Here is an 18091-nt window from a genome sequence, read left to right as displayed (position 1 = left end):
CTACCTGGAAAGGCGAAACCTTAAGCCGCCTTGCGCGCCTCTGCCTCGCGCACGGCCTCGACCGCGCGGTCCACGACCTCCAGCCCGGCGCCCGACTTGACGCCTTCGACGGTCAGGATGCGGCGGAAGGCGCGCGCCCCTGCCCGTCCGTGCATCAGGCCCAGCATGTGCCGGGTCATGCTGGCCAGATTGGCCCCCTCCTCCAGCCGCGCCGCCATATAGGGGCGGTAGCGCTCCAGCGCCTCGAACACGTCCACGTCCGGCGTCGCCTCGCCGAAGATGCGCCGATCCACCTGCCCCATCAGCGCAGGCTCATGATAGGCGGTGCGGCCCAGCATGACGCCGTCCAGCTGCACTCCGTCGTCGGCCCTCAGATGCGCCTCGGCCTGATCCAGATCGCCGATGCCGCCGTTGATGCAGATGGTCAGATGCGGCCGCTCGCGCTTCAACCGCCGCACCAGCGCATAGTCCAGCGGCGGCACATCCCGGTTCTCCTTGGGCGACAACCCCTTCAGCCAGGCCTTGCGCGCATGAACGACAAAGCTGTCGATCCCCACCGCGGCCGAGGCGTCGACCGTGGCGAACAGGCTGACCTCGGGGTCCTGATCATCGACCCCGATGCGGCATTTGACGGTCGCCGGAACACTGACCGCCTCCTTGATCGCCGCCATACAGTCGGCCACCAGCTCCGGCTCGCGCATCAGACAGGCGCCGAACCGGCCCGACTGCACCCGGTCCGACGGACAGCCCACATTCAGATTGATCTCATCATAGCCATAGGCCTCGCCGATCTTCGCCGCCTCGGCCAGCTGCGCCGGGTCCGAGCCGCCCAGTTGCAGCGCCACCGGATGCTCGACCGCATCAAAGCCCAGCAAGCGATCCCGATCGCCGTGGATCACCGCCGGGGCCGTCACCATCTCCGTATAGAGCAGGGCGCGCGTGCTCAGCGCGCGGTGAAACGCCCGACAATTGCGGTCGGTCCAGTCCATCATGGGAGCGACGGAAAACCGGTGCGGCGGATGCTGGCTCATGGCCCGCCCCTATAGAGAAAAGGGGGCCGATTGGCGACTGCGTGTCATCAGCCTGTCGCGCGGATGTCGCGACCGGCGGCTAATCAAGTCAGCGCAGGGCGTGTTCCCTCCCCCATGTCCGCACGATCCGGCAGCTCTGCAGGAGATGAACGCGTTGAGCATGATCGACCCCACATCCCCATGGTGGAATCGTCCTTCATTACGTCGCCAGTTCGGATGGGTCTGCTGGAGCGCGGCTGTTGTGACGGCCTTCATAACCGGTTGGTCAGGCGCACAGGGGGCGATTCCAGGCGATGTCGACTTCCTGAGTCTACAAGACGCATCAGGCATAGGACTCTCTATCGGCATCGGCCTGCTTCTGGCAGGCGGCCCGGCCTATGCGTCAGGCGTCTGGGCGGACGAAGGGCCTCCGATCCGGATCTTCTATGTGCCGCTGATCGCCTTCTTCATCAGCCTGGGGTTGGGCGGACTGAGTTCTGCCCTCATCCATGATCGCCCCGCCGAGCCGGAAGCCCTGATCGCTCTCTACAGCGCGGGCCTATGTCTGCTGATCACCGAAGGGGTCCATCGCCGCCGCCGCCGCATCGCCCTGCATATGTATGAGGTGATGCGCGACGGTGTCCGAACCGAAGGTCGTATCACAGGCGTCGATCGTTTCCGCATCAACGAAGAAGCCATGAGCCGCGTGACCGTCGCGTTCAACGATCAGTGCGGCCGCCAACGCCTAGCTCGCGATGTTATCAGCGGCCACCTGGTCATTGGCCAGAAGGTGGACATCCGCTATCTGCCGTCGCGGGTCGATCGCCCTCACGGCGTCATCATCGCCCGCCGCTACTGATCAGCCGCGCGCCACCTGAAAGCCCGCGAAGGACTGGCTGACCGGCATCAGCTCCAGCGCATTGATGTTCAGGTGCGCCGGCAGGGTTGCGACCCAGAACAGGGTCTCGGCGATGTCCTCGCCGGTCATCGGCGCCGCCCCGCCGTAGAGGGCGTCGGAGGCCGCCTGATCGCCGCCGGTTCGGACCAAGGTGAACTCCGTCTCGGCCATGCCCGGCTCGATGGAGGTGACGCGCACCCCCGTCCCGTGCAGGTCCGAGCGCAGGCCCAGCGAGAACTGGCGCACGAAGGCCTTGGTCCCGCCATAGGCGTTGCCGCCCTTGTAGGGATAGGTCGCAGCCACCGAACTGATGTTCAGGATCGCTCCCTTGCGCGCGATCAGGCGCGGCAGCAGGCGGTGGGTCAGCGTAACCAGACCGGTGATGTTGGTGTCGATCATCTGGCGCCACTGGGCCAGATCGGCCTCCTGCGCCGTCGCCGTGCCCAGCGCCAGACCGGCGTTGTTGATCAGCACGTCGATGTCGCGGAAACCTTCGGGCAAGGCGTCCAGCGCCGCGTCGATGGCGGCCTCGTCCCTCATGTCGAAGGGCGCGGCATGGACCCGATCCGCGCCCAGTTCGGCGACCAGTTCGTCCAGACGCTCCTGACGGCGGCCGGTGGCGATCACCTTCCAGCCCGCGCCTGCGAAACGGCGCGCCGCCGCCCGGCCGATGCCCGAGGTGGCTCCGGTGATCAGAATGACGCCGCTCATGATGTCCGTCCTTGAGGCTTTACTGCCCAGCCGACTTAATCCCGCACCAGCCCGCCGTCGACCACCAGATTCTGTCCCGTCACCGCCCGGCTCCACGGCGAGGCGAAGAAGAGGGCTGCATCAGCGAACTCTTCCGGCGTCGTCACCGACCGCAGCGGCGTCATGCTGGCGATCAGGTCGAACACCGCTTCGGGCGTCGCGGCGCTGGCGTCGGTCGTACGAAGCAGCCCGCCCGAGATCATGTTGACGGTGATGCCCGACGGCCCCAGATCGCCCGCCGCCGTCCGCGTCAGGCTGAGCAGAGCGGCCTTGGCGGCAGTGTAGTCGTGATAGGGCACGACCGGATTCTGGAACAGGTTCGTGCCGATGTTGACCACCCGGCCGAACTTCTGCGCCGTCATGCCCGGCACCGTCGCCTGAATGACGTTCAGAGCGCCGCGGATCACGGTCGAGAACTGGCGCTCCATGTCTTCCCACGGGATGTTCGCCATCTGGGCGCGGGCGTCGCCGTTGAAGCTGTAATCCAGCGCATTGTTGACCACGGTGCAGACCGCCCCGCCGAAATGGGCCTGAACCTTCGCGATCATGGCGTCAACGCCTGCGCGGTCCGTCACATCGGCTTGAACGGCGAGCGCCCGCTCGCCCAGTTCCGCCGCCAGCGCCTCAGCCTGTTCGCCGCTGTTGCGCCAGTTGATCGCCACCCGCGCGCCCTGTCCCGCAAAGGCCCGCGCCGCCGCTGCGCCTACGCCGCGCGCCCCGCCGGTGATGAGAACGATCTGATCGCGGATTTCCATGAGAACAACTCGCAACTTCTGAACCAACCTCTGCCATAGGCCTTGGCCGTGATGAAGGCCAGCCGGGCCTGAAGAACAGCGGTTGCATTTAGCGAACATCCTAATTAGCTTCCTGCCTATGAACAGCCTGTTCAAGGCCCTGTCCCATCCGGTGCGACGGCGCATCATCGCCATGCTGCGCAAGGGACCGCTAGCGTCCGGCGACATCGCCGCCGCCTTCGACATGAGCTGGCCGACCATCACCGGCCATCTGAATGCGCTGAAGGAGGCCGAACTGGTCAGCACCGAGCGCGACGGCCAGTCGATCCGCTATCGGCTGGAAATTTCGGCAGTCGAAGAAGCCCTCGCCTTCCTGATGGATCTGAGCGGGGCGGGCAAAACTGAGGAGGAGACCCTATGAAACGCCCTGCCCTGGCCGACACGGTCGCCATCGTCGTTTCTCTCCTAATCCTGACCGTCGCGGCGTGGATCGCAATCTATGGCCCCGAGACTCCGATCCCAGTGCATTTCGACGCCGCCGGACAGGCAAACCGGTACGGCAGCAAATACGAACTCTCAGCCACCCTGGCGGGCCTGGGGCTTTTGAATCTCCTGGTGAACTGGATAACCGGACGTCAGGCCGCAGCCACGCCGGAGCCGGTCCGCCGCAAGGGCTTGAGAGGGGGACAATGGTTGTCGAGCCTCATTCTGGGGATCGTCACCGTCTTCATCGTGTGGTCCAGCCTGGGTCCGGACGCTGCGTCCGGCTTCACTGCGCCCAGCGGAGCCATGGCCTTCCTCAGCCTGATTTTCCTGATCACGGGCGCGCTGTTGGGGCGCGTCAGCCCCAACCCCTTCATCGGAGTGAAAACGCCCTGGGCCTATAAGTCGCGACTGGCGTGGGATCGCTCTAATCGCCTTGCGGGCCGCCTGATGTTCTGGCTGGGCGCAGCCGGGCTGATCGCCAGCCCCTTCATCCTTCAGCCTTTCGGCGTGATCGCCCTGATCATCGGCGTGCTGATCGCGACCGCTTGGTCGGTGTTTGAAAGCTGGCGCGTGTGGCGCGCCGATCCCGACCGACAGCCCTTCTGACCCTTGCCCATCCAACGACGGAGACAAGCATGCTGACCTCGCCGCCGCCCTGCTGCTCTCACCGGTTTCGACGCCGGTCGAGCTGCCGTCCAGCCCCGCACCGCTGCACGGAACCCTGCTGTCGCCCGAAGGCCAGACGCGCGCCGCCGCCGTCATCCTGCCCGGCTCGGGACCGACCGATCGCGACGGGAACAGTCCCCAGTTCGGCATTCAGGCGGCGACCTATCGCCTGCTGGCCGAAGGGCTGGCCGAGCGCGGCGTCGCCACCATCCGTATCGACAAACGCGGCATCGGCGCGAGCGCCGCCGCAGGCGCCTCCGAAGCCGACCTGCGCTTTTCAGCCTATGCCGAGGACGCCCGCGCCTGGGCGGCCGAGACGGCGACGAAGACAGGCCGCCCAGGCGCCTGGCTGATCGGCCACAGCGAGGGCGCGCTGGTCGCCCTGGCTGCCGTTGCGAACGGTGACGACAAGGTCTGTGGTCTGGTTCTGCTGTCCGGCGCCGGGCGTCCTGCGGGCGTGGTTCTGCGCGAACAACTGGCCGCCCTGCCCGAACCGCTGAAGGGCGAGGCCTATGCCGCCGTCGACGAACTGGAAGCGGGCCGCACGGTCGCCGATCCGCCTGCATCGCTGGCGGCGCTGTTCCGGCCGTCGGTCCAGCCCTATCTGATCTCGTGGCTGGCGCTGGACCCGGCGAAGCTGGCGGCGGCCTATGACGGCCCGATGATGATCGGCCAGGGGACGACGGACATTCAGGTGACGCTCGCCGACGCCGAGACGCTGAAGGCCGCCCAGCCGCGCGCCGAACTGGCGATCTGGGACGGCGTGAACCACGTCCTGAAGGTCGCGCCCGCCGAACGCGCCGCCAATGTCACGACCTATATGGACCCCGCCCTGCCGTTGGCGCCCGGCGTGGTCGAGGCCGTGGCGGACTTCATGCTGAAGTAGATACAGCCGCCACGCCTCTCCCTCCCCATAAAGGGGAGGGAGAGGGCGGCGTCTAAGTCAGTCGTCCAGTTCCGCCCGCGCCTGTTCGGCCAGGTCAAAGAAGCGGCGGCGGACTTCGGCGGCGAAGGGGTTGTCGTGTTCGATGGCGCGGAACACCGCTGCGCTGTCGTGGCGGACCATGTCGACGCCCTGCATGACGCGCTCGAAGCTGGTCGTGGTCATGCGCGTGGGCAGGGGCTCCATCGCCAGCAGGACCTTGGCGATCAGATGGGTCAGGCCCTGAACCGTCGCCGCCTCGCGGTCGTGATCCTCGGGCGTGACGACGAAGACCTTCAGCCCCAGAGCCTTACGGCAGAAGGCGGCGACGCGCCACGCCGCCTTGTCGCCGCGCACCGGGCAGATGGCGATGCGCAGGCCGGTGATGCCGTCCTTGCCGCTTTGGGGGCCGAACAGAGGGTGGGAGCCGACGATGGCGACGCCCTCGGGCAGGCCGTCCAGCATGACCTGCGCCGGCTTCACCTTCACCGATCCGACGTCGAGGATCAGGGCGCCGGGCGTCACATGCGGCGCGATCGCTGCGACCGTTTCCGCCAGCACGCCGACCGGCACGGCCAGCACCACCGCCGGACAGGCTGCCGCCTCTTCCAGCGTGGTCATGCGCGCCAGCCCCTCGCCGTCGCTGACAGCCGGGTCATGGGCGACGATGTCGAACCATGGCGACAGATGTTTCGCCGTCAGCCGCCCGAAGGCGCCGAAACCGATCAGGCCGAGTTGAGGCTTGGCGCTGTTCACCCCGCCAGCGTCTCCTGGAACCGCACCGGGCGGCCGTGCGCCTGGCCGATCAGTTCGCCGTCCTTCATCACGACGCGACCGCGCACGATGGTGGCGACCGGCCAGCCCGTCGTCTCGAATCCGTCGAAGGGCGTCCAGCCGCAGCGCGTGGCCTGCTGGTCGTGGGTGATGGTCTTCTTCGCCTTCAGGTCCACGATGGTCAGGTCGGCGTCATAGCTGACGGCCATCCGCCCCTTGTTGGCCGTGCCGAACACGCGCTGCGCCCCGCCCGAGGTCAGGTCGATGAAGCGCTCCAGCGACAGGCGGCCGTTCGCCACGTGCGTCAGCATCAGCGGCACCAGCGTCTGCACCCCCGGCATCCCCGACGGCGAGGCCGGATAGGGCTTGGACTTTTCTTCCTTGGTGTGCGGCGCGTGGTCCGAGCCCAGCACGTCGGCCACGCCCTGCTGCATGCCCCACAGCCACAGGGCGTCGACATGCTCATGCGACCGGATCGGCGGGTTCATCTGGGCGTAGGCGCCGAGGCGCTCATAGGCTTCCGGCGCGACCAGCGTCAGGTGCTGGGGCGTGATCTCGACGGTGGCGACGTCCTTGTGGAAACGCAGGAACTCCATCTCGTCGCGCGTCGTGACGTGCAGGACGTGGATGCGGGCGCCGGTCTCTTTCGCCAGCCCGACCAGACGGCGGGTGGACATGATGGCGCTTTCGGCGTCGCGGACCTCGGGGTGGCTGGTCCAGTCGCCGGTGCGGGCCAGGTTGCGGCGCTCGACCAGACGGTATTCGTCTTCCGAGTGGAAGGTGGCGCGGCGGCGCACGTTCGACAGCACCTTGCGCACGCCCTCGTCGTCGGCGATCAGCAAGTCGCCGGTCGAGGCGCCCATGAAGACCTTGACCCCGCAGCAGCCGGGCAGGCGCTCCAGATCGGCCAGATGCTCGGCGTTCTCATGGGTGCCGCCGACGTAGAAGGCGTGGTCCGTCCACATCCGGTCCTTCGCCCGCGCCAGCTTGTCGGCCATGGTGTCGGGGTCGGTCGTATTGGGGTTGGTGTTCGGCATCTCGAACACGGCGACGACGCCGCCCAGAGCCGCCGCGCGGCTGCCGGTTTCGAGGTCTTCCTTCCACTCCAGCCCCGGCTCGCGGAAGTGGACCTGGGTGTCGATGACGCCCGGCAGGACGGTCAGGCCGGTGGCGTCGAACACCTCTCCGGCCGAGGCTTGGCTCAGGTCGCCGATGAAGGCGATGCGGCCGTCGATGACGCCGACATCCGCCTTGCCCCGCCCAGCGTGGTTGGCCACCTCGCCGCCCCGAACGATCAGGTCATAGGTCTGGGTCATCGTGCGCATCTCCTGAAACTCCGGCGCTTATGCGCGCCGAAGGCACAGGGGCGCAACCCGAGGGGCGTTCAGGCCGTCCGTTCGGCCAGCAGTTTCTTCGCCGCCTTCAGCACCCGCTCATAGGGCAGGTCCATCATGTGCTGGATGTGCTGGTTCAGGCGCGGGTCCAGTTCGCGGAACTCGTCCAGCGTGCGCGGGCCGCGCACAGCGACGCCGGTCCACGGGCGTTTCAGCGTCTCGTCCGAGGGGCCGAACACCGCCACCGCCGGAACGCCCGCCGCCACGGCCAGCTGGGTCCACAGGGAGTCGCCGCCCAGATAAAGGTCGGCGTGGGTCAGGGCCGCCGCCGTCTGCAGCCGCGTCAGCCGCCCCTGCAGTTCGATCACCCGGTCGCGCTTCACCGCCGAGCGGATGGTGCGGGCCGCGTCGCGATCCGCCTCTTCGCCCACGATCATCAGCCGTCCGTCCGCCAGCGGCCCGCCTTCGCCCAGCAGGGAGATGGCGATCTTGGCGTAGCGGTCGGCGGGCCAGCGCTTGCCGATCCAGTCGGCGCCCGGCCCGATGGCCAGGATCGGCCCTTCGCCGGGCGGGATCAGGGCGTCGGCGGCTTCCTGGGTATCCCGCTCGATGAACAGTTTCGGCGCCGGAATCTCGTCCAGTTGCAGGGTCCGCGCCGCCTGTTCAACCAGATGCACGCCCGGCAGGGTCTTGCCTCGCACCGCGCGCCGCTGGCGCCGCAGCTTGCCCGACAGGGTCGAGCCGCGCATGTCGACCACCAGCCCCCAGTTCGTCTCGCGCACCTGATTCCACAGGGCGATCCAGTCCCAACGCCCGTCGCGATCCAGCGTGATCAGGCGCTGAAGGCGCGGCAGGTCGGCGAACAGCGGCGCGCTGGCCGGCGAGCCGACCACGGTGAAGGTCGCCTGCGGGATGGCCTCGACCAGCTGGGCTAGCGCCCCGGACGACAGGACGGCCTCCTCGGCGTCCGCCTCGGCGATGTAGAGGATCGGAAAGCGACCATGCATGGGGTGAGTCTAGCCGGATTCTCTTCTGAATTCAGCGGGAATGCAGGGCGACGGCCCCTGTTCCATGCGAACGGCCGCGGCTTCATCAGGCCGAGCGCGAGCGCCCCCTCTGCGGCCCCCTTCAAACGCCCTGACAGCGGGAAGAAACGCCTTTTCGGCGGCGTCGGAAAATCTTGTCTCCAAGAACGAAATTTGCAGCCCAGCCAACATTGCTTCATAATCGGCGGATTGAAATGACAATATGAGAGCGACTTGGCGAATATTTCTTCATATTCGTCTCAATGCAATTTGTTCTGATGTTGTCGATCAATCCAAGAATTAGAAAGATAATCATTCAAGCCAATAAGCATGAACTCTAAGATATTAGGACGATTTTATATTTTCGCGCGCCGATTCCATTGCCTCATTCCATATATTGGGAGTGCTGGCGGTCCGGCCCTTCGTTTGCCCCGTGTGATTTGCGGCCGTCGCGCCGCCCTGCGCCGGGGCTTCTGACCCATCAGCCCAGAGTGAATATGCCCAAGCAAAAACGTATCGCCATTATCGGCGCCGGCCCTTCGGGACTGGCCCTGCTCCGCGCCTTCCAGTCGGCCCGCGACAAGGGCGCGGACATCCCCCAGATCGTCTGTTACGAAAAGCAGAAGGACTGGGGCGGCATGTGGAATTACAGCTGGCGCACCGGCATCGATGAGAATGGCGAGCCCGTTCACGGCAGCATGTACCGCTATCTGTGGTCGAATGGTCCCAAGGAATGCCTTGAGTTCGCCGACTACACCTTCGACGAGCATTTCAAGAAGACGATCTCTTCGTATCCGCCGCGTGAAGTCCTGTGGGACTATATTCAGGGCCGGGTGAAGAAGGCGAACATCCGCCAGTACATCCGCTTCAACACCGCGGTGAGGGACGTGAGCTTCGACAAGGCGTCGGGCCAGTTCACCGTGACGGCCAAGGATTATTCGGGCGGGCGTCGCACCACCGAGACGTTCGACCACGTCATCGTCGCCACCGGCCACTTCTCGACGCCGAACGCGCCGTCCTATCCGGGCTTCGACCTGTTCCCGGGCCGGATCCTGCACGCCCACGACTTCCGCGACGCGGCCGAGTTCAAGGGCAAGGACGTGCTGCTGATCGGCTCCAGCTATTCGGCCGAGGACATCGGCTCACAGTGCTACAAATACGGCGCGAAGTCGGTCACGACCAGCTATCGCAGCCAGCCGATGGGCTATGAATGGCCCAAGGGCTGGGAGGAGAAACCCTGCCTGACGCGCGTGGACGGCAAGACCGCCCATTTCAGCGACGGCACGCGCCGCGACGTCGACGCCATTATCCTGTGCACCGGCTACAAGCACCACTTCCCCTTCCTGCCGGACGAACTGCGCCTGAAGACCAGCAACCGTCTATGGCCGCTGAACCTGTATGAAGGCGTGGCCTTCACGCCCAATCCCAAGCTGTTCTATCTGGGGATGCAGGACCTCTGGTACAGCTTCAACATGTTCGACGCCCAGGCTTGGCTGACGCGCGACATCATCATGGACCGCATCCAGCTGCCGTCCCGCGCGGACATGGAAGCCGCCAACGACCTGTGGCGCGAGAAGGAGGTCGAAATCCGCACGGATGCCCAGGCCTTTGAATATCAGGGCGAATACATCAAGCGCCTGATCGCCCAGACCGACTATCCGGATCTTGATATCGACAATATCAACCGGATCTTCCTGCAGTGGAAGAAGGACAAGAAGGCCGACATCATGGGCTATCGCGACAAATGCTATCGCTCGGTCCTGACCGGCACGCTGGCGGCGCGTCACCATGTGCCGTGGATGAAGGCGTTCGACGACTCGCTGGAAGCCTATCTGCGCCTGCCCTCGACCCGCACCCAGGCCGCGCGCGCCTGATGTGCTGCGCCCCTCCGGCCCGACGGGTCGGAGGGACGTCAGCCCTGACGCCGCCGCCGTGTGTCAAAGCCCGCGCATTTGCGACAGACCTGCGCTAGACGGCGGCCATGTCCCTGCCCCTTCTTCCTGATCGCACCTGCGGCGGCTGCGTCGAATGCTGCCGCGTGATCCCGCTGGACCTGCCTGAGCTGGCCAAGCCGACGGGCGAACTGTGCGGCTATTGCGTCGATGGCGCGGGTTGTTCCGTCCACGAAATCCGACCGCAGACCTGTCGCATCTGGTTCTGCCTGTGGCGGGCGGTCGAACTGTCAGAAGACTGGCGCCCCGACCGCAGCGGCGTGATCGTGCGACCCGACGGGGTCGAGGACGGGATCATCACCCTCTATGTCCTGCGCCGTTCGGACTTTCTGACCGGGATGGCGTTTTTCATCACCGTGGCGGGCTGGATCGCCGAAGGGATCGAGGTGGCGCTGAGCGTGCCCGGCCCGGTCGGAACCTATCCGGCGCGCGCCGTTGTCACAGACTGGCTGCGACCTGCTGTCGAAGAAGGCGACGCTGAAGACTTCGCCGCGCGCGTCTTCGCCTCGCTGGACAGGCTGGCGGCGCACGATTTCCAGCCAGACGGCATAACGGCGCGCTACGCCGTGGCCTGATCGTCCTCGACCACGGTGAGTTCGGGCCAGCGACTGCGGGCTTTGGCGATGACCCGGTCCCAACCGCCTGCGCGCGGGCGCGTCGGATTGGGCCGAATGACCATGTCGAACACATCCTCAAGCCCGAAGGGGGCGATGACGCTGAGGCTGTCGTCCGCCTCCAGCCGCACCCCGACGGCGAAGGCCGGGGCGACGAAACGGGCGGGCGCCTCGTCTGTGCTGTTCAGAGGCTCATAGGGCTCGCCGAACCGCTGGCCGAACCACAGATGCACCCGCGCCTGATTGCGAACCTCGACCTGATCGCGCAGCGGCGGCTCAAAGGCGGCGGCGACGCGCTTGATGACGGCGTCCTCAGCGTCCCAGGACGTGTCGGCGTCGAAATAACCGATGTCGTAGTCCTTGATCCCATAGCCAACTGGGCGGCTCGTCTGGACATTCCACACCGCCTGATAGACCGCGCCTGAAAACAGCCGCCAGTCCGGCAGATCGAGGCTGCGCATCACGGTCAGCACATGCATCAGCCCCGCATCGGCGCGGATGATGTCGGTCAGGCGATTTTCGAGAGTCATGCTATCCTGAGAGCGCGATTCCGGCGTCACGCCAAGCCGCCTATCGGCGCACCGGCCAGGCGTGATCCAGCGGACCATGCCCCTGGCCCAGTCCCGGCGCGCGACGGATGGCCTCTGCGACATAGGCCCAGCCTTCCGCGACCGCGATCGGCAGGGGCAGGCCCTTGGCGATGCCCGCCGCGCAGGCGCTGGCCAAGGTGCAGCCGGTGCCGTGGGTATGGCGCGACATGACCCGCTCGCTCTCCAGCACGGTCTCGCCGTCAGCCGTCAGCAGAAGGTCGATGACCATCGCACCCGGCACATGGCCGCCCTTCATCAGCACCGCGTGCGCGCCCATATTCAGCAGCGCCTCGCCCGCGCGGCGCTGGCCGTCCAGATCGGCGACCTCCAGCCCGGTCAGGGCCTCGGCCTCGGGCGCATTGGGGGTCAGCAGGAAGGCGCGCGGGATCATCAGGCTGCGCACCGCCTCAACCGCCGTTTCAGCCAGCAGGGGCGAGCCGCCCTTGGCGATCATGACCGGATCGACCACCGCCGGAATTCCGGCCGCATAGTCGATCAGCCCCGCCACCGTCTCGACCACCTCGACCGAGCCGAGCATTCCGGTTTTCAGGGCGTCGGCGCCGATGTCGTCCAGCACCACCCGCGCCTGCGCCTCGATGACCTCCAGCGGCACGGCGTGGACGCCATGAACCCCCAGCGTGTTCTGAATGGTGATGGCGGTGATGGCCGTGGCGGCGAAACCGCCCAGCATGGTCACCGCCTTGATATCGGCCTGAATGCCCGCTCCGCCGCCCGAGTCTGACCCCGCCAGGATGAGAACGCGGCCTTTTCTAATGTCCCTATCGCCGTCCGCGCGGCGGTCAGCGGCTTCAGGGAGGGTGTTCATGCCGAAACTCCGGAAAACAGCTTCAATCCGACAATGCCCGAAACGATCAGCAGAATGCAGACGGCCCGCACCGCCGTCGCCGGCTCCCCATAGACAGCGACGCCGATCACCGCCGCGCCCACGGCGCCGATGCCGGTCCAGATGGCGTAGGCCGTGCCGACCGGCAGGCGCTGCGTCGCCGCCCACAGGCCGATCATGCTGGCCGCCAACGCCACCGCCACGGCCAGGGAGATCAGCGGCCGCTGCACCCCGACATATTTGACGCCCGACGCCCAGCCGACTTCAAACAGCCCCGCAACGACAAGCACCAACCAGGGATTAAGAGACAACAGCCACGCCATGGCGGCTGAATGGCTGATCGAACCGCTGGAGACAAGAGCCGCACGTCTCATCGAAACGCGATGACCGCGCATAAGTTTTACAAACATGCAAAGATTAAAATAACAAAGATCTTCATTATTAACTGTAAAAAATAACGTTCATTATTTTAAGAAATGAATTTTTTGCGGTTTAGTTTCCATGTGTGCAACAATTCTGAGAAGATAAGCGTTGCCGCCTCGCTTCCCTTTGGAGATGGGACTGAATGCTGACCCCTCAGGTTCACACTGGAACGCTTATTCATCGCCCGGTTGATGAGGTTTATCAGGCCTTTACTGAACCAGGCGTAACATCATGGTTCTGGTTCACTCATGGTGATCGCCGTTTGTCGCCTGGGGCGCGGGTGAAATGGACCTGGGGTATGTACGGTGTCTCGACCCAGGTCGCTGTGAAGGACGTTCAGGTCAATCGGCGCATCCTGATCGACTGGAACCTCGAAGATCAGCCGACAGAAATTGAATGGCGTTTTGAAGAACGCGGCAAGTCGACCTGGATCGAAATCTTCAACCGCGGCTTCCCCGCCACCGACGAAGGGGTGAAAGCCGCCCTGGACGCCATGGAAGGCTTCACCCTGGTCCTTGCCGGGGCCAAGCTGTGGCTGGAGCGGGCGATCGAGCCAACCTTCATCGCCGACCGCTTTCCGGACAGGGTCCTGCCCGGCTGGAAGCGTTGATGATTCAGTGCGCGGCGCCCACCGCCGTCTGAAGCTTCAGCGCCTGAACCGTCTCGCGCACGTCGTGAACCCGCACCATGCGGGCGCCGCGCCGTGCGCCTTCCAGCGCCAGCGCCAGCGAGCCGCCCAGACGGTCGTCCGACTGCGTCGCCGTCTCATCCACGCCCTGGATGAGACGCTTGCGGCTGGCGGCGTAAAGGACCGGAAAGCCCAGATCGACTACGGCGTCCAATTGCGCCGTCAGCCTCAGATTATGCGCCGTCGTCTTGGCGAAGCCGATGCCGGGGTCCAGCCAGATCCGGCCGCGCGCAACACCCGCCGCCATCGCCGCTTCGGTCCGCGCATTCAGGAAGGCGGCGACCTCGGCCACGACATCGTCATAGCGGGGGTCGTCCTGCATCGTCTTGGGCGCACCCTTCATATGCATCAGCACCACTTCGCAGCCCAGTTCGGCGGCGGTCGACAGGCTGTCGGGCGCGTGGCGCAGCGCGGTGACGTCGTTCCACATCGTCGCGCCGGCCGCCACGGCGGCGCGGGCCACGGCGGGCTTCATGGTGTCGATGCTGATCGGACCACTCCACTGCGCGCGCAAGGCCGCAATCACAGGGACGACCCGTGCGATCTCACCGGCTTCATCCACGGGGTCCGAGCCCGGCCGCGTGCTCTCTCCGCCCACATCCAGCACGTCAGCCTCCTGTGCGATCAGCGTCAGGCCATGGGCGACGGCGGCCTCAACCGAAGCATGCCGTCCGCCGTCGGAAAAACTGTCGGGCGTCACATTGACGATGCCCATGACCAGCGGCGGCTTCACAAGGGATTGATGGGTCATGCGACATCGACTCCTGAAGGGGCGGTTTGACTTTCAGCGCGCCCGGGTCCAGCCTCTAAAGGCAATGAAACGCTTCGTCAGCCAGGCTCGACGCCTCACCCACGCGGGACGCCGCGTCGAAGGCATTTAACCCGTAGCGGTTCGCCGTGCGCCCTGCGCCGGGCGCCCGCTACGGGTCCCGGTTGTATAAGCTTTCCGTTTCCCTTTCTTCATTCTGCAGGACCGCGTCGGCCACGGGCCGTTCGCGAAGGTTTGCATCATGACACGCCGATCAGACACCCCAGACGACGGTCGCGCCGGCGAGGCGCCGCGCAGCGCCGACATCATTCCTTTTCGTCGGCCCGCCGCGCCCGAGGCGCCGCTGGAGCAGACCGACCCCGAACATCCCGACGACGACGGCCCCTCGGCCGCCTGACGTCGCCCGATTTTTCCAGAGAGTTTTACCCATGACCACCCCCCGCAAGAGCGCCCTGCCCGCCATCACGCTTCGCAGCGACGACTTCGACGCCCTGGACCGCCTGGTCGGCGACCTGCCCGGCGCCGGCCCCGCCGGGCTGCTGCAACAGGAACTGGACCGCGCCAAGGTGTGCGAACCCAAGGCCATGCCCAAAGGCATCGTCACCCTGAACCGCTGGCTTCAGTACGCCGACGATCACAGCCCCGACGTGCGCCGCGTCCAGTTGGTCCTGCCCAAGGACGCCGACATCGATGCCGGGCGCGTCTCCATACTGTCCTATGTCGGCGCCGGTCTGATCGGCCTAAAGGAAGGCCAGTCGATCAACTGGCCCGACACCTCGGGCGCCGCGCGCAAGCTGACGCTGGTCAAGGTCGAGGACGCCGAAACCGAAGCGACGAACTGAGCCACGGCGCGATTGCGCCGCGCCGCCTCCCCGTCAAATGGGGATGAAAGAAACAAAAAGGGGCGCGTCCGTCGGACGCGCCCCTTCTCGTTTACGCTTGCCGGATCGCCCTTAGACGCCGGACGCAGGCACGCTGGTCGCGGGCTGGGTCGCAGGCTCAGCCTGCGGCGTCGCCTCGTCTTCCGGCGTGGCCGGGACTGACAGCGACGGGCCGACGACAGTGTCGTTCTCATCGTCGCGCTTGGGCGGCTGGTCGTTCTCCAGCAGGTCCCGGATCTCGTCGCCCGACAGGGTTTCGTATTCCAGCAGGGCCTGAGACAGCTTCTCGTGATCGCCCGCCTTGTCGGTCAGGATACGGCGCGCCTCTTCCCAGCCTTCGGTGACGATGCGGCGGACCTCTTCGTCGATGATGCGGGCCGTCTCTTCCGAGACGTTCTGGCTGCGCGACACCGAGTGGCCCAGGAAGACCTCCTCCTGGTTCTCGCCATAGGCCACCGTGCCCAGCTTTTCGGAGAAGCCCCAGCGCGTGACCATGGCCCGCGCCAACTTGGTCGCCTGCTCGATATCCGAGCTGGCGCCCGAGGTGATGCTCTCCGGCCCGAAGATCAGCTCCTCGGCGACCCGGCCGCCCGCCATGATGGCGATCCGGTCGATCATCTGCTGGAACTTCATGGAATAGCGGTCGCCTTCCGGCAGTTGCATCACCATGCCCAGGGCGCGGCCGCGCGGAACGATGGTCGCCTTGTGCACCGGATCGGCCATCTTGACGTTGATGGCGACGATGGCGTGACCGGCCTCGTGATAGGCGGTCAGGCGGCGCTCTTCCTCGTTCATAGCCATGGACTTCCGTTCGGAGCCCATCATGACCTTGTCCTTGGCGTCCTCGAAGTCGCGGTGCGTGACCATCCGACGGTCCTTGCGGGCCGCCATCAGGGCCGCTTCGTTGACCAGGTTAGCCAGGTCCGCGCCCGAGAAGCCCGGCGTGCCGCGCGCCAGGGTCTTCACATTCACATCGGCGGCCAGCGGCACGTCCTTCATGTGAACGCGCAGGATGCGCTCGCGGCCCGAGACGTCGGGGTTCGGCACCACGACCTGACGGTCGAAGCGGCCCGGACGCAGCAGGGCCGGGTCCAGCACGTCGGGACGGTTGGTCGCGGCGATCAGGATGATGTTCTCAGACGCCTCGAAGCCGTCCATCTCGACCAGCAGCTGGTTCAGCGTCTGCTCGCGCTCGTCGTTGCCGCCGCCAAGGCCTGCGCCGCGATGACGGCCGACCGCGTCGATTTCATCGATGAAGATGATGCACGGCGCGTTCTTCTTGGCCTGTTCGAACATGTCGCGCACGCGGCTGGCGCCGACGCCGACGAACATCTCGACGAAGTCCGAACCCGAGATCGAGAAGAAGGGCACGCCCGCCTCGCCCGCCACCGCGCGCGCCAGCAGGGTTTTACCCGTACCCGGAGGGCCCACCAGCAGGGCGCCCTTGGGGATCTTGCCGCCCAGACGCTGGAACTTGGCCGGGTCCTTCAGGAAGTCGACGACCTCCTGCAGCTCGTCCTTGGCCTCGTCCACGCCGGCGACGTCGTCAAAGGTCTTGCGGCCCTTGTGCTCGGTCAGCAGCTTGGCCTTGGACTTGCCGAAGCCCATGGCGCCCTTCGCCCCGCCCTGCATCCGGTTCATGATGAAGAACCAGAAGGCGATGATCAGCGCCACCGGCAGCAGCAGGCCCAACAGGCCCGACCACCACGGCTGGCGCGTGCTCTTGGTCTCGACCTCGACGCCGGACTTGCGGATCTGCTCGACCAGCTCGGCGTTGGGCACCGGGGTCACGGCGGTGAATTTGCCGTCGTTCTTGAAGACGCCGGTGATCGTCTCGCCGCGCGCGACAATCGACTTGATCTCCTGACGCTCAACAGCGGTCATCAGTTGGGAATAGGTGATGGGGTCGGGGCGACCGGCGGCGGCCGCGCCCTTGGCGCCCGGCATGGCGGGCGCGCCGCCGTTCTGGCTGATCGCGGCGTAGACCGTCACCAGTCCCAGAAGGATGACGCCCCAGATGGCGAAATTGCGCAGGTTCATTCGGTCCTCGGTTCCTCGACAGGGCCGTGCCCGGCCTGTCGATCAGCAGTCTTCCCCTGAAAATAGGTCAGACGGCGGCATTTCGCCATGAAGGGTTTGAAAGAGTCCGTCTTCCTGCGTCGTTTCGTCCCCGAAAGCCGCCAGAGCCAGCGCCAGACGGCGCGGCGCCAGCGCCCGGACACCGGCCGCGCGCCAGGCCAAAACGGGGCGCCCCGCCGGGTCGACCAGCACAGGCGCGGCCGCGCGCGCGGCGGGCGGAAGCGGGGCCAAAACGGCGCGCTCAGCCTCGGAGAGTTGCGCCAGACGCCCGGCGGCGGCCTCGACGCGCAGGTCCGGCTGATCGGTCACGATCTCGAACCGCCCGTCCCAGACGGCGGGCCGTCCCGGCGCCAGAGCCAGAGACGCAGGCGGGCGGCGTTTCCACTCTCCCGGTTCGCGCATGGCCTGAATGCGGACGCCGGACGCCTCGACGCGAGCGCCGCACAGGACGGCGGTGAAGTCTTCTCCCGCCGCCAGCCGCGACTGAAGGGCCGCCAACCGCTCGCCCCTCGGCGGCGTCGCGCCTCCGCCCGCGCACAACAAGTTCGCCGCTAATGTCGAAGCAGGCACGTCGCGCGACAGCGGCAGAACCCCTGCCCATGAAAGATCGCCCTCCCTTCCCCCTCGATGGGGGAAGGGTCGGGGATGGGGG

21 protein-coding genes are annotated in these 18091 nt (G+C 66.4%); 9 read left to right on the top strand and 12 right to left on the bottom strand.

Annotated elements, in window-relative coordinates; genetic code table 11:
* Positions 1–20 precede the first annotated feature (20 nt).
* Complete coding sequence (gene dusA, locus ABE454_RS02065) at positions 21–1031, bottom strand: tRNA dihydrouridine(20/20a) synthase DusA (protein WP_346528560.1); 1011 nt, start codon at positions 1029–1031, stop codon at positions 21–23.
* Between the two features lie 154 nt (positions 1032–1185).
* On the opposite strand from dusA, the gene ABE454_RS02060 reads away from it, so the two are divergent.
* Positions 1186–1869, top strand: a complete 684-nt coding sequence (locus ABE454_RS02060) for a hypothetical protein (RefSeq protein WP_430825437.1) — start codon at positions 1186–1188, stop codon at positions 1867–1869.
* Here ABE454_RS02060 and ABE454_RS02055 read toward each other — a convergent pair whose 3' ends face one another.
* Entirely contained in the window at positions 1870–2619 is a 750-nt protein-coding gene (locus ABE454_RS02055; RefSeq protein WP_125899937.1) for an SDR family NAD(P)-dependent oxidoreductase, read from the bottom strand.
* Positions 2620–2654: 35 nt separating this feature from the next.
* Positions 2655–3413, bottom strand: coding sequence for a 3-oxoacyl-ACP reductase (locus ABE454_RS02050; protein WP_346528558.1), 759 nt, complete (start codon positions 3411–3413; stop codon positions 2655–2657).
* 118 nt (positions 3414–3531) lie between these two features.
* On the opposite strand from ABE454_RS02050, the gene ABE454_RS02045 reads away from it, so the two are divergent.
* Genes ABE454_RS02045 through ABE454_RS02035 form a run of 3 tightly spaced genes read left to right on the top strand, consistent with a single transcriptional unit; the run spans position 3532 to position 5430 of the window.
* Entirely contained in the window at positions 3532–3813 is a 282-nt protein-coding gene (locus ABE454_RS02045; protein WP_346528557.1) for a metalloregulator ArsR/SmtB family transcription factor, read from the top strand.
* Entirely contained in the window at positions 3810–4484 is a 675-nt protein-coding gene (locus ABE454_RS02040; RefSeq protein WP_346528555.1) for an SdpI family protein, read from the top strand. The genes ABE454_RS02045 and ABE454_RS02040 overlap by 4 nt, the downstream gene beginning before the upstream one ends.
* Positions 4435–5430: an alpha/beta hydrolase gene (locus ABE454_RS02035; protein ID WP_346528554.1), complete on the top strand. Its 996-nt coding sequence runs from the start codon at positions 4435–4437 to the stop codon at positions 5428–5430. Before ABE454_RS02040 ends, ABE454_RS02035 begins: the two co-directional genes overlap by 50 nt.
* A 57-nt stretch (positions 5431–5487) precedes the next feature.
* Here ABE454_RS02035 and ABE454_RS02030 read toward each other — a convergent pair whose 3' ends face one another.
* From ABE454_RS02030 to ABE454_RS02020, 3 genes are all read right to left on the bottom strand, one after another.
* Entirely contained in the window at positions 5488–6222 is a 735-nt protein-coding gene (locus tag ABE454_RS02030) for a prephenate dehydrogenase (RefSeq protein WP_346528552.1), read from the bottom strand.
* The gene (locus ABE454_RS02025; protein ID WP_346528550.1) at positions 6219–7556 is read right to left on the bottom strand and encodes a dihydroorotase; all 1338 of its coding nucleotides are present in this window, start codon (positions 7554–7556) and stop codon (positions 6219–6221) included. Before ABE454_RS02025 ends, ABE454_RS02030 begins: the two co-directional genes overlap by 4 nt.
* 68 nt (positions 7557–7624) lie before the next feature.
* Positions 7625–8581, bottom strand: coding sequence for a glycosyltransferase family 9 protein (locus tag ABE454_RS02020; RefSeq protein WP_346528548.1), 957 nt, complete (start codon positions 8579–8581; stop codon positions 7625–7627).
* A gap of 515 nt (positions 8582–9096) precedes the next feature.
* On the opposite strand from ABE454_RS02020, the gene ABE454_RS02015 reads away from it, so the two are divergent.
* Positions 9097–10473 carry a flavin-containing monooxygenase gene (locus tag ABE454_RS02015; RefSeq protein WP_346528546.1) on the top strand — a complete coding sequence of 459 codons (1377 nt, stop codon included), beginning with the start codon at positions 9097–9099 and terminating at the stop codon, positions 10471–10473.
* Between the two features lie 107 nt (positions 10474–10580).
* Positions 10581–11126 carry a hypothetical protein gene (locus ABE454_RS02010; RefSeq protein WP_346528543.1) on the top strand — a complete coding sequence of 182 codons (546 nt, stop codon included), beginning with the start codon at positions 10581–10583 and terminating at the stop codon, positions 11124–11126.
* Here ABE454_RS02010 and ABE454_RS02005 read toward each other — a convergent pair.
* Genes ABE454_RS02005 through ABE454_RS01995 form a run of 3 tightly spaced genes read right to left on the bottom strand, consistent with a single transcriptional unit; the run spans position 11111 to position 12922 of the window.
* A complete protein-coding gene (locus ABE454_RS02005) occupies positions 11111–11695 on the bottom strand; it encodes a nucleotidyltransferase family protein (RefSeq protein WP_346528542.1) in 585 nt (194 codons plus the stop codon). The genes ABE454_RS02010 and ABE454_RS02005 overlap by 16 nt on opposite strands.
* Before the next feature lie 40 nt (positions 11696–11735).
* Entirely contained in the window at positions 11736–12581 is an 846-nt protein-coding gene (thiD, locus tag ABE454_RS02000; protein WP_346528540.1) for a bifunctional hydroxymethylpyrimidine kinase/phosphomethylpyrimidine kinase, read from the bottom strand.
* A complete protein-coding gene (locus ABE454_RS01995) occupies positions 12578–12922 on the bottom strand; it encodes a DMT family transporter (RefSeq protein WP_346529078.1) in 345 nt (114 codons plus the stop codon). Before ABE454_RS01995 ends, thiD begins: the two co-directional genes overlap by 4 nt.
* A 242-nt stretch (positions 12923–13164) precedes the next feature.
* On the opposite strand from ABE454_RS01995, the gene ABE454_RS01990 reads away from it, so the two are divergent.
* Positions 13165–13632, top strand: coding sequence for an SRPBCC domain-containing protein (locus tag ABE454_RS01990; RefSeq protein WP_346528537.1), 468 nt, complete (start codon positions 13165–13167; stop codon positions 13630–13632).
* A gap of 4 nt (positions 13633–13636) precedes the next feature.
* On the opposite strand, the gene folP is transcribed toward ABE454_RS01990, so the two are convergent.
* A complete protein-coding gene (gene folP, locus ABE454_RS01985; protein ID WP_346528535.1) occupies positions 13637–14461 on the bottom strand; it encodes a dihydropteroate synthase in 825 nt (274 codons plus the stop codon).
* Positions 14462–14720: 259 nt separating this feature from the next.
* On the opposite strand from folP, the gene ABE454_RS01980 reads away from it, so the two are divergent.
* Together ABE454_RS01980 and ABE454_RS01975 are read left to right on the top strand one after the other, a co-directional pair.
* Positions 14721–14876 carry a hypothetical protein gene (locus ABE454_RS01980; protein ID WP_346528533.1) on the top strand — a complete coding sequence of 52 codons (156 nt, stop codon included), beginning with the start codon at positions 14721–14723 and terminating at the stop codon, positions 14874–14876.
* A gap of 31 nt (positions 14877–14907) precedes the next feature.
* Positions 14908–15321: a GreA/GreB family elongation factor gene (locus ABE454_RS01975; RefSeq protein WP_346528530.1), complete on the top strand. Its 414-nt coding sequence runs from the start codon at positions 14908–14910 to the stop codon at positions 15319–15321.
* Positions 15322–15432: 111 nt separating this feature from the next.
* On the opposite strand, the gene ftsH is transcribed toward ABE454_RS01975, so the two are convergent.
* Positions 15433–17400: an ATP-dependent zinc metalloprotease FtsH gene (gene ftsH / locus ABE454_RS01970; RefSeq protein ID WP_346528529.1), complete on the bottom strand. Its 1968-nt coding sequence runs from the start codon at positions 17398–17400 to the stop codon at positions 15433–15435.
* 42 nt (positions 17401–17442) lie between these two features.
* Positions 17443–17937, bottom strand: a complete 495-nt coding sequence (locus ABE454_RS01965) for a hypothetical protein (RefSeq protein WP_346528527.1) — start codon at positions 17935–17937, stop codon at positions 17443–17445.
* Between the last annotated feature and the right edge of the window lie 154 nt (positions 17938–18091).

The organism is Brevundimonas diminuta (assembly GCF_039673845.1).
GTDB classification, from domain to species: Bacteria; Pseudomonadota; Alphaproteobacteria; order Caulobacterales; family Caulobacteraceae; genus Brevundimonas; species Brevundimonas diminuta_E.
Note: the sequence above shows the minus strand (reverse complement) of the source record. Positions and strands in the feature narration are given on the sequence as shown.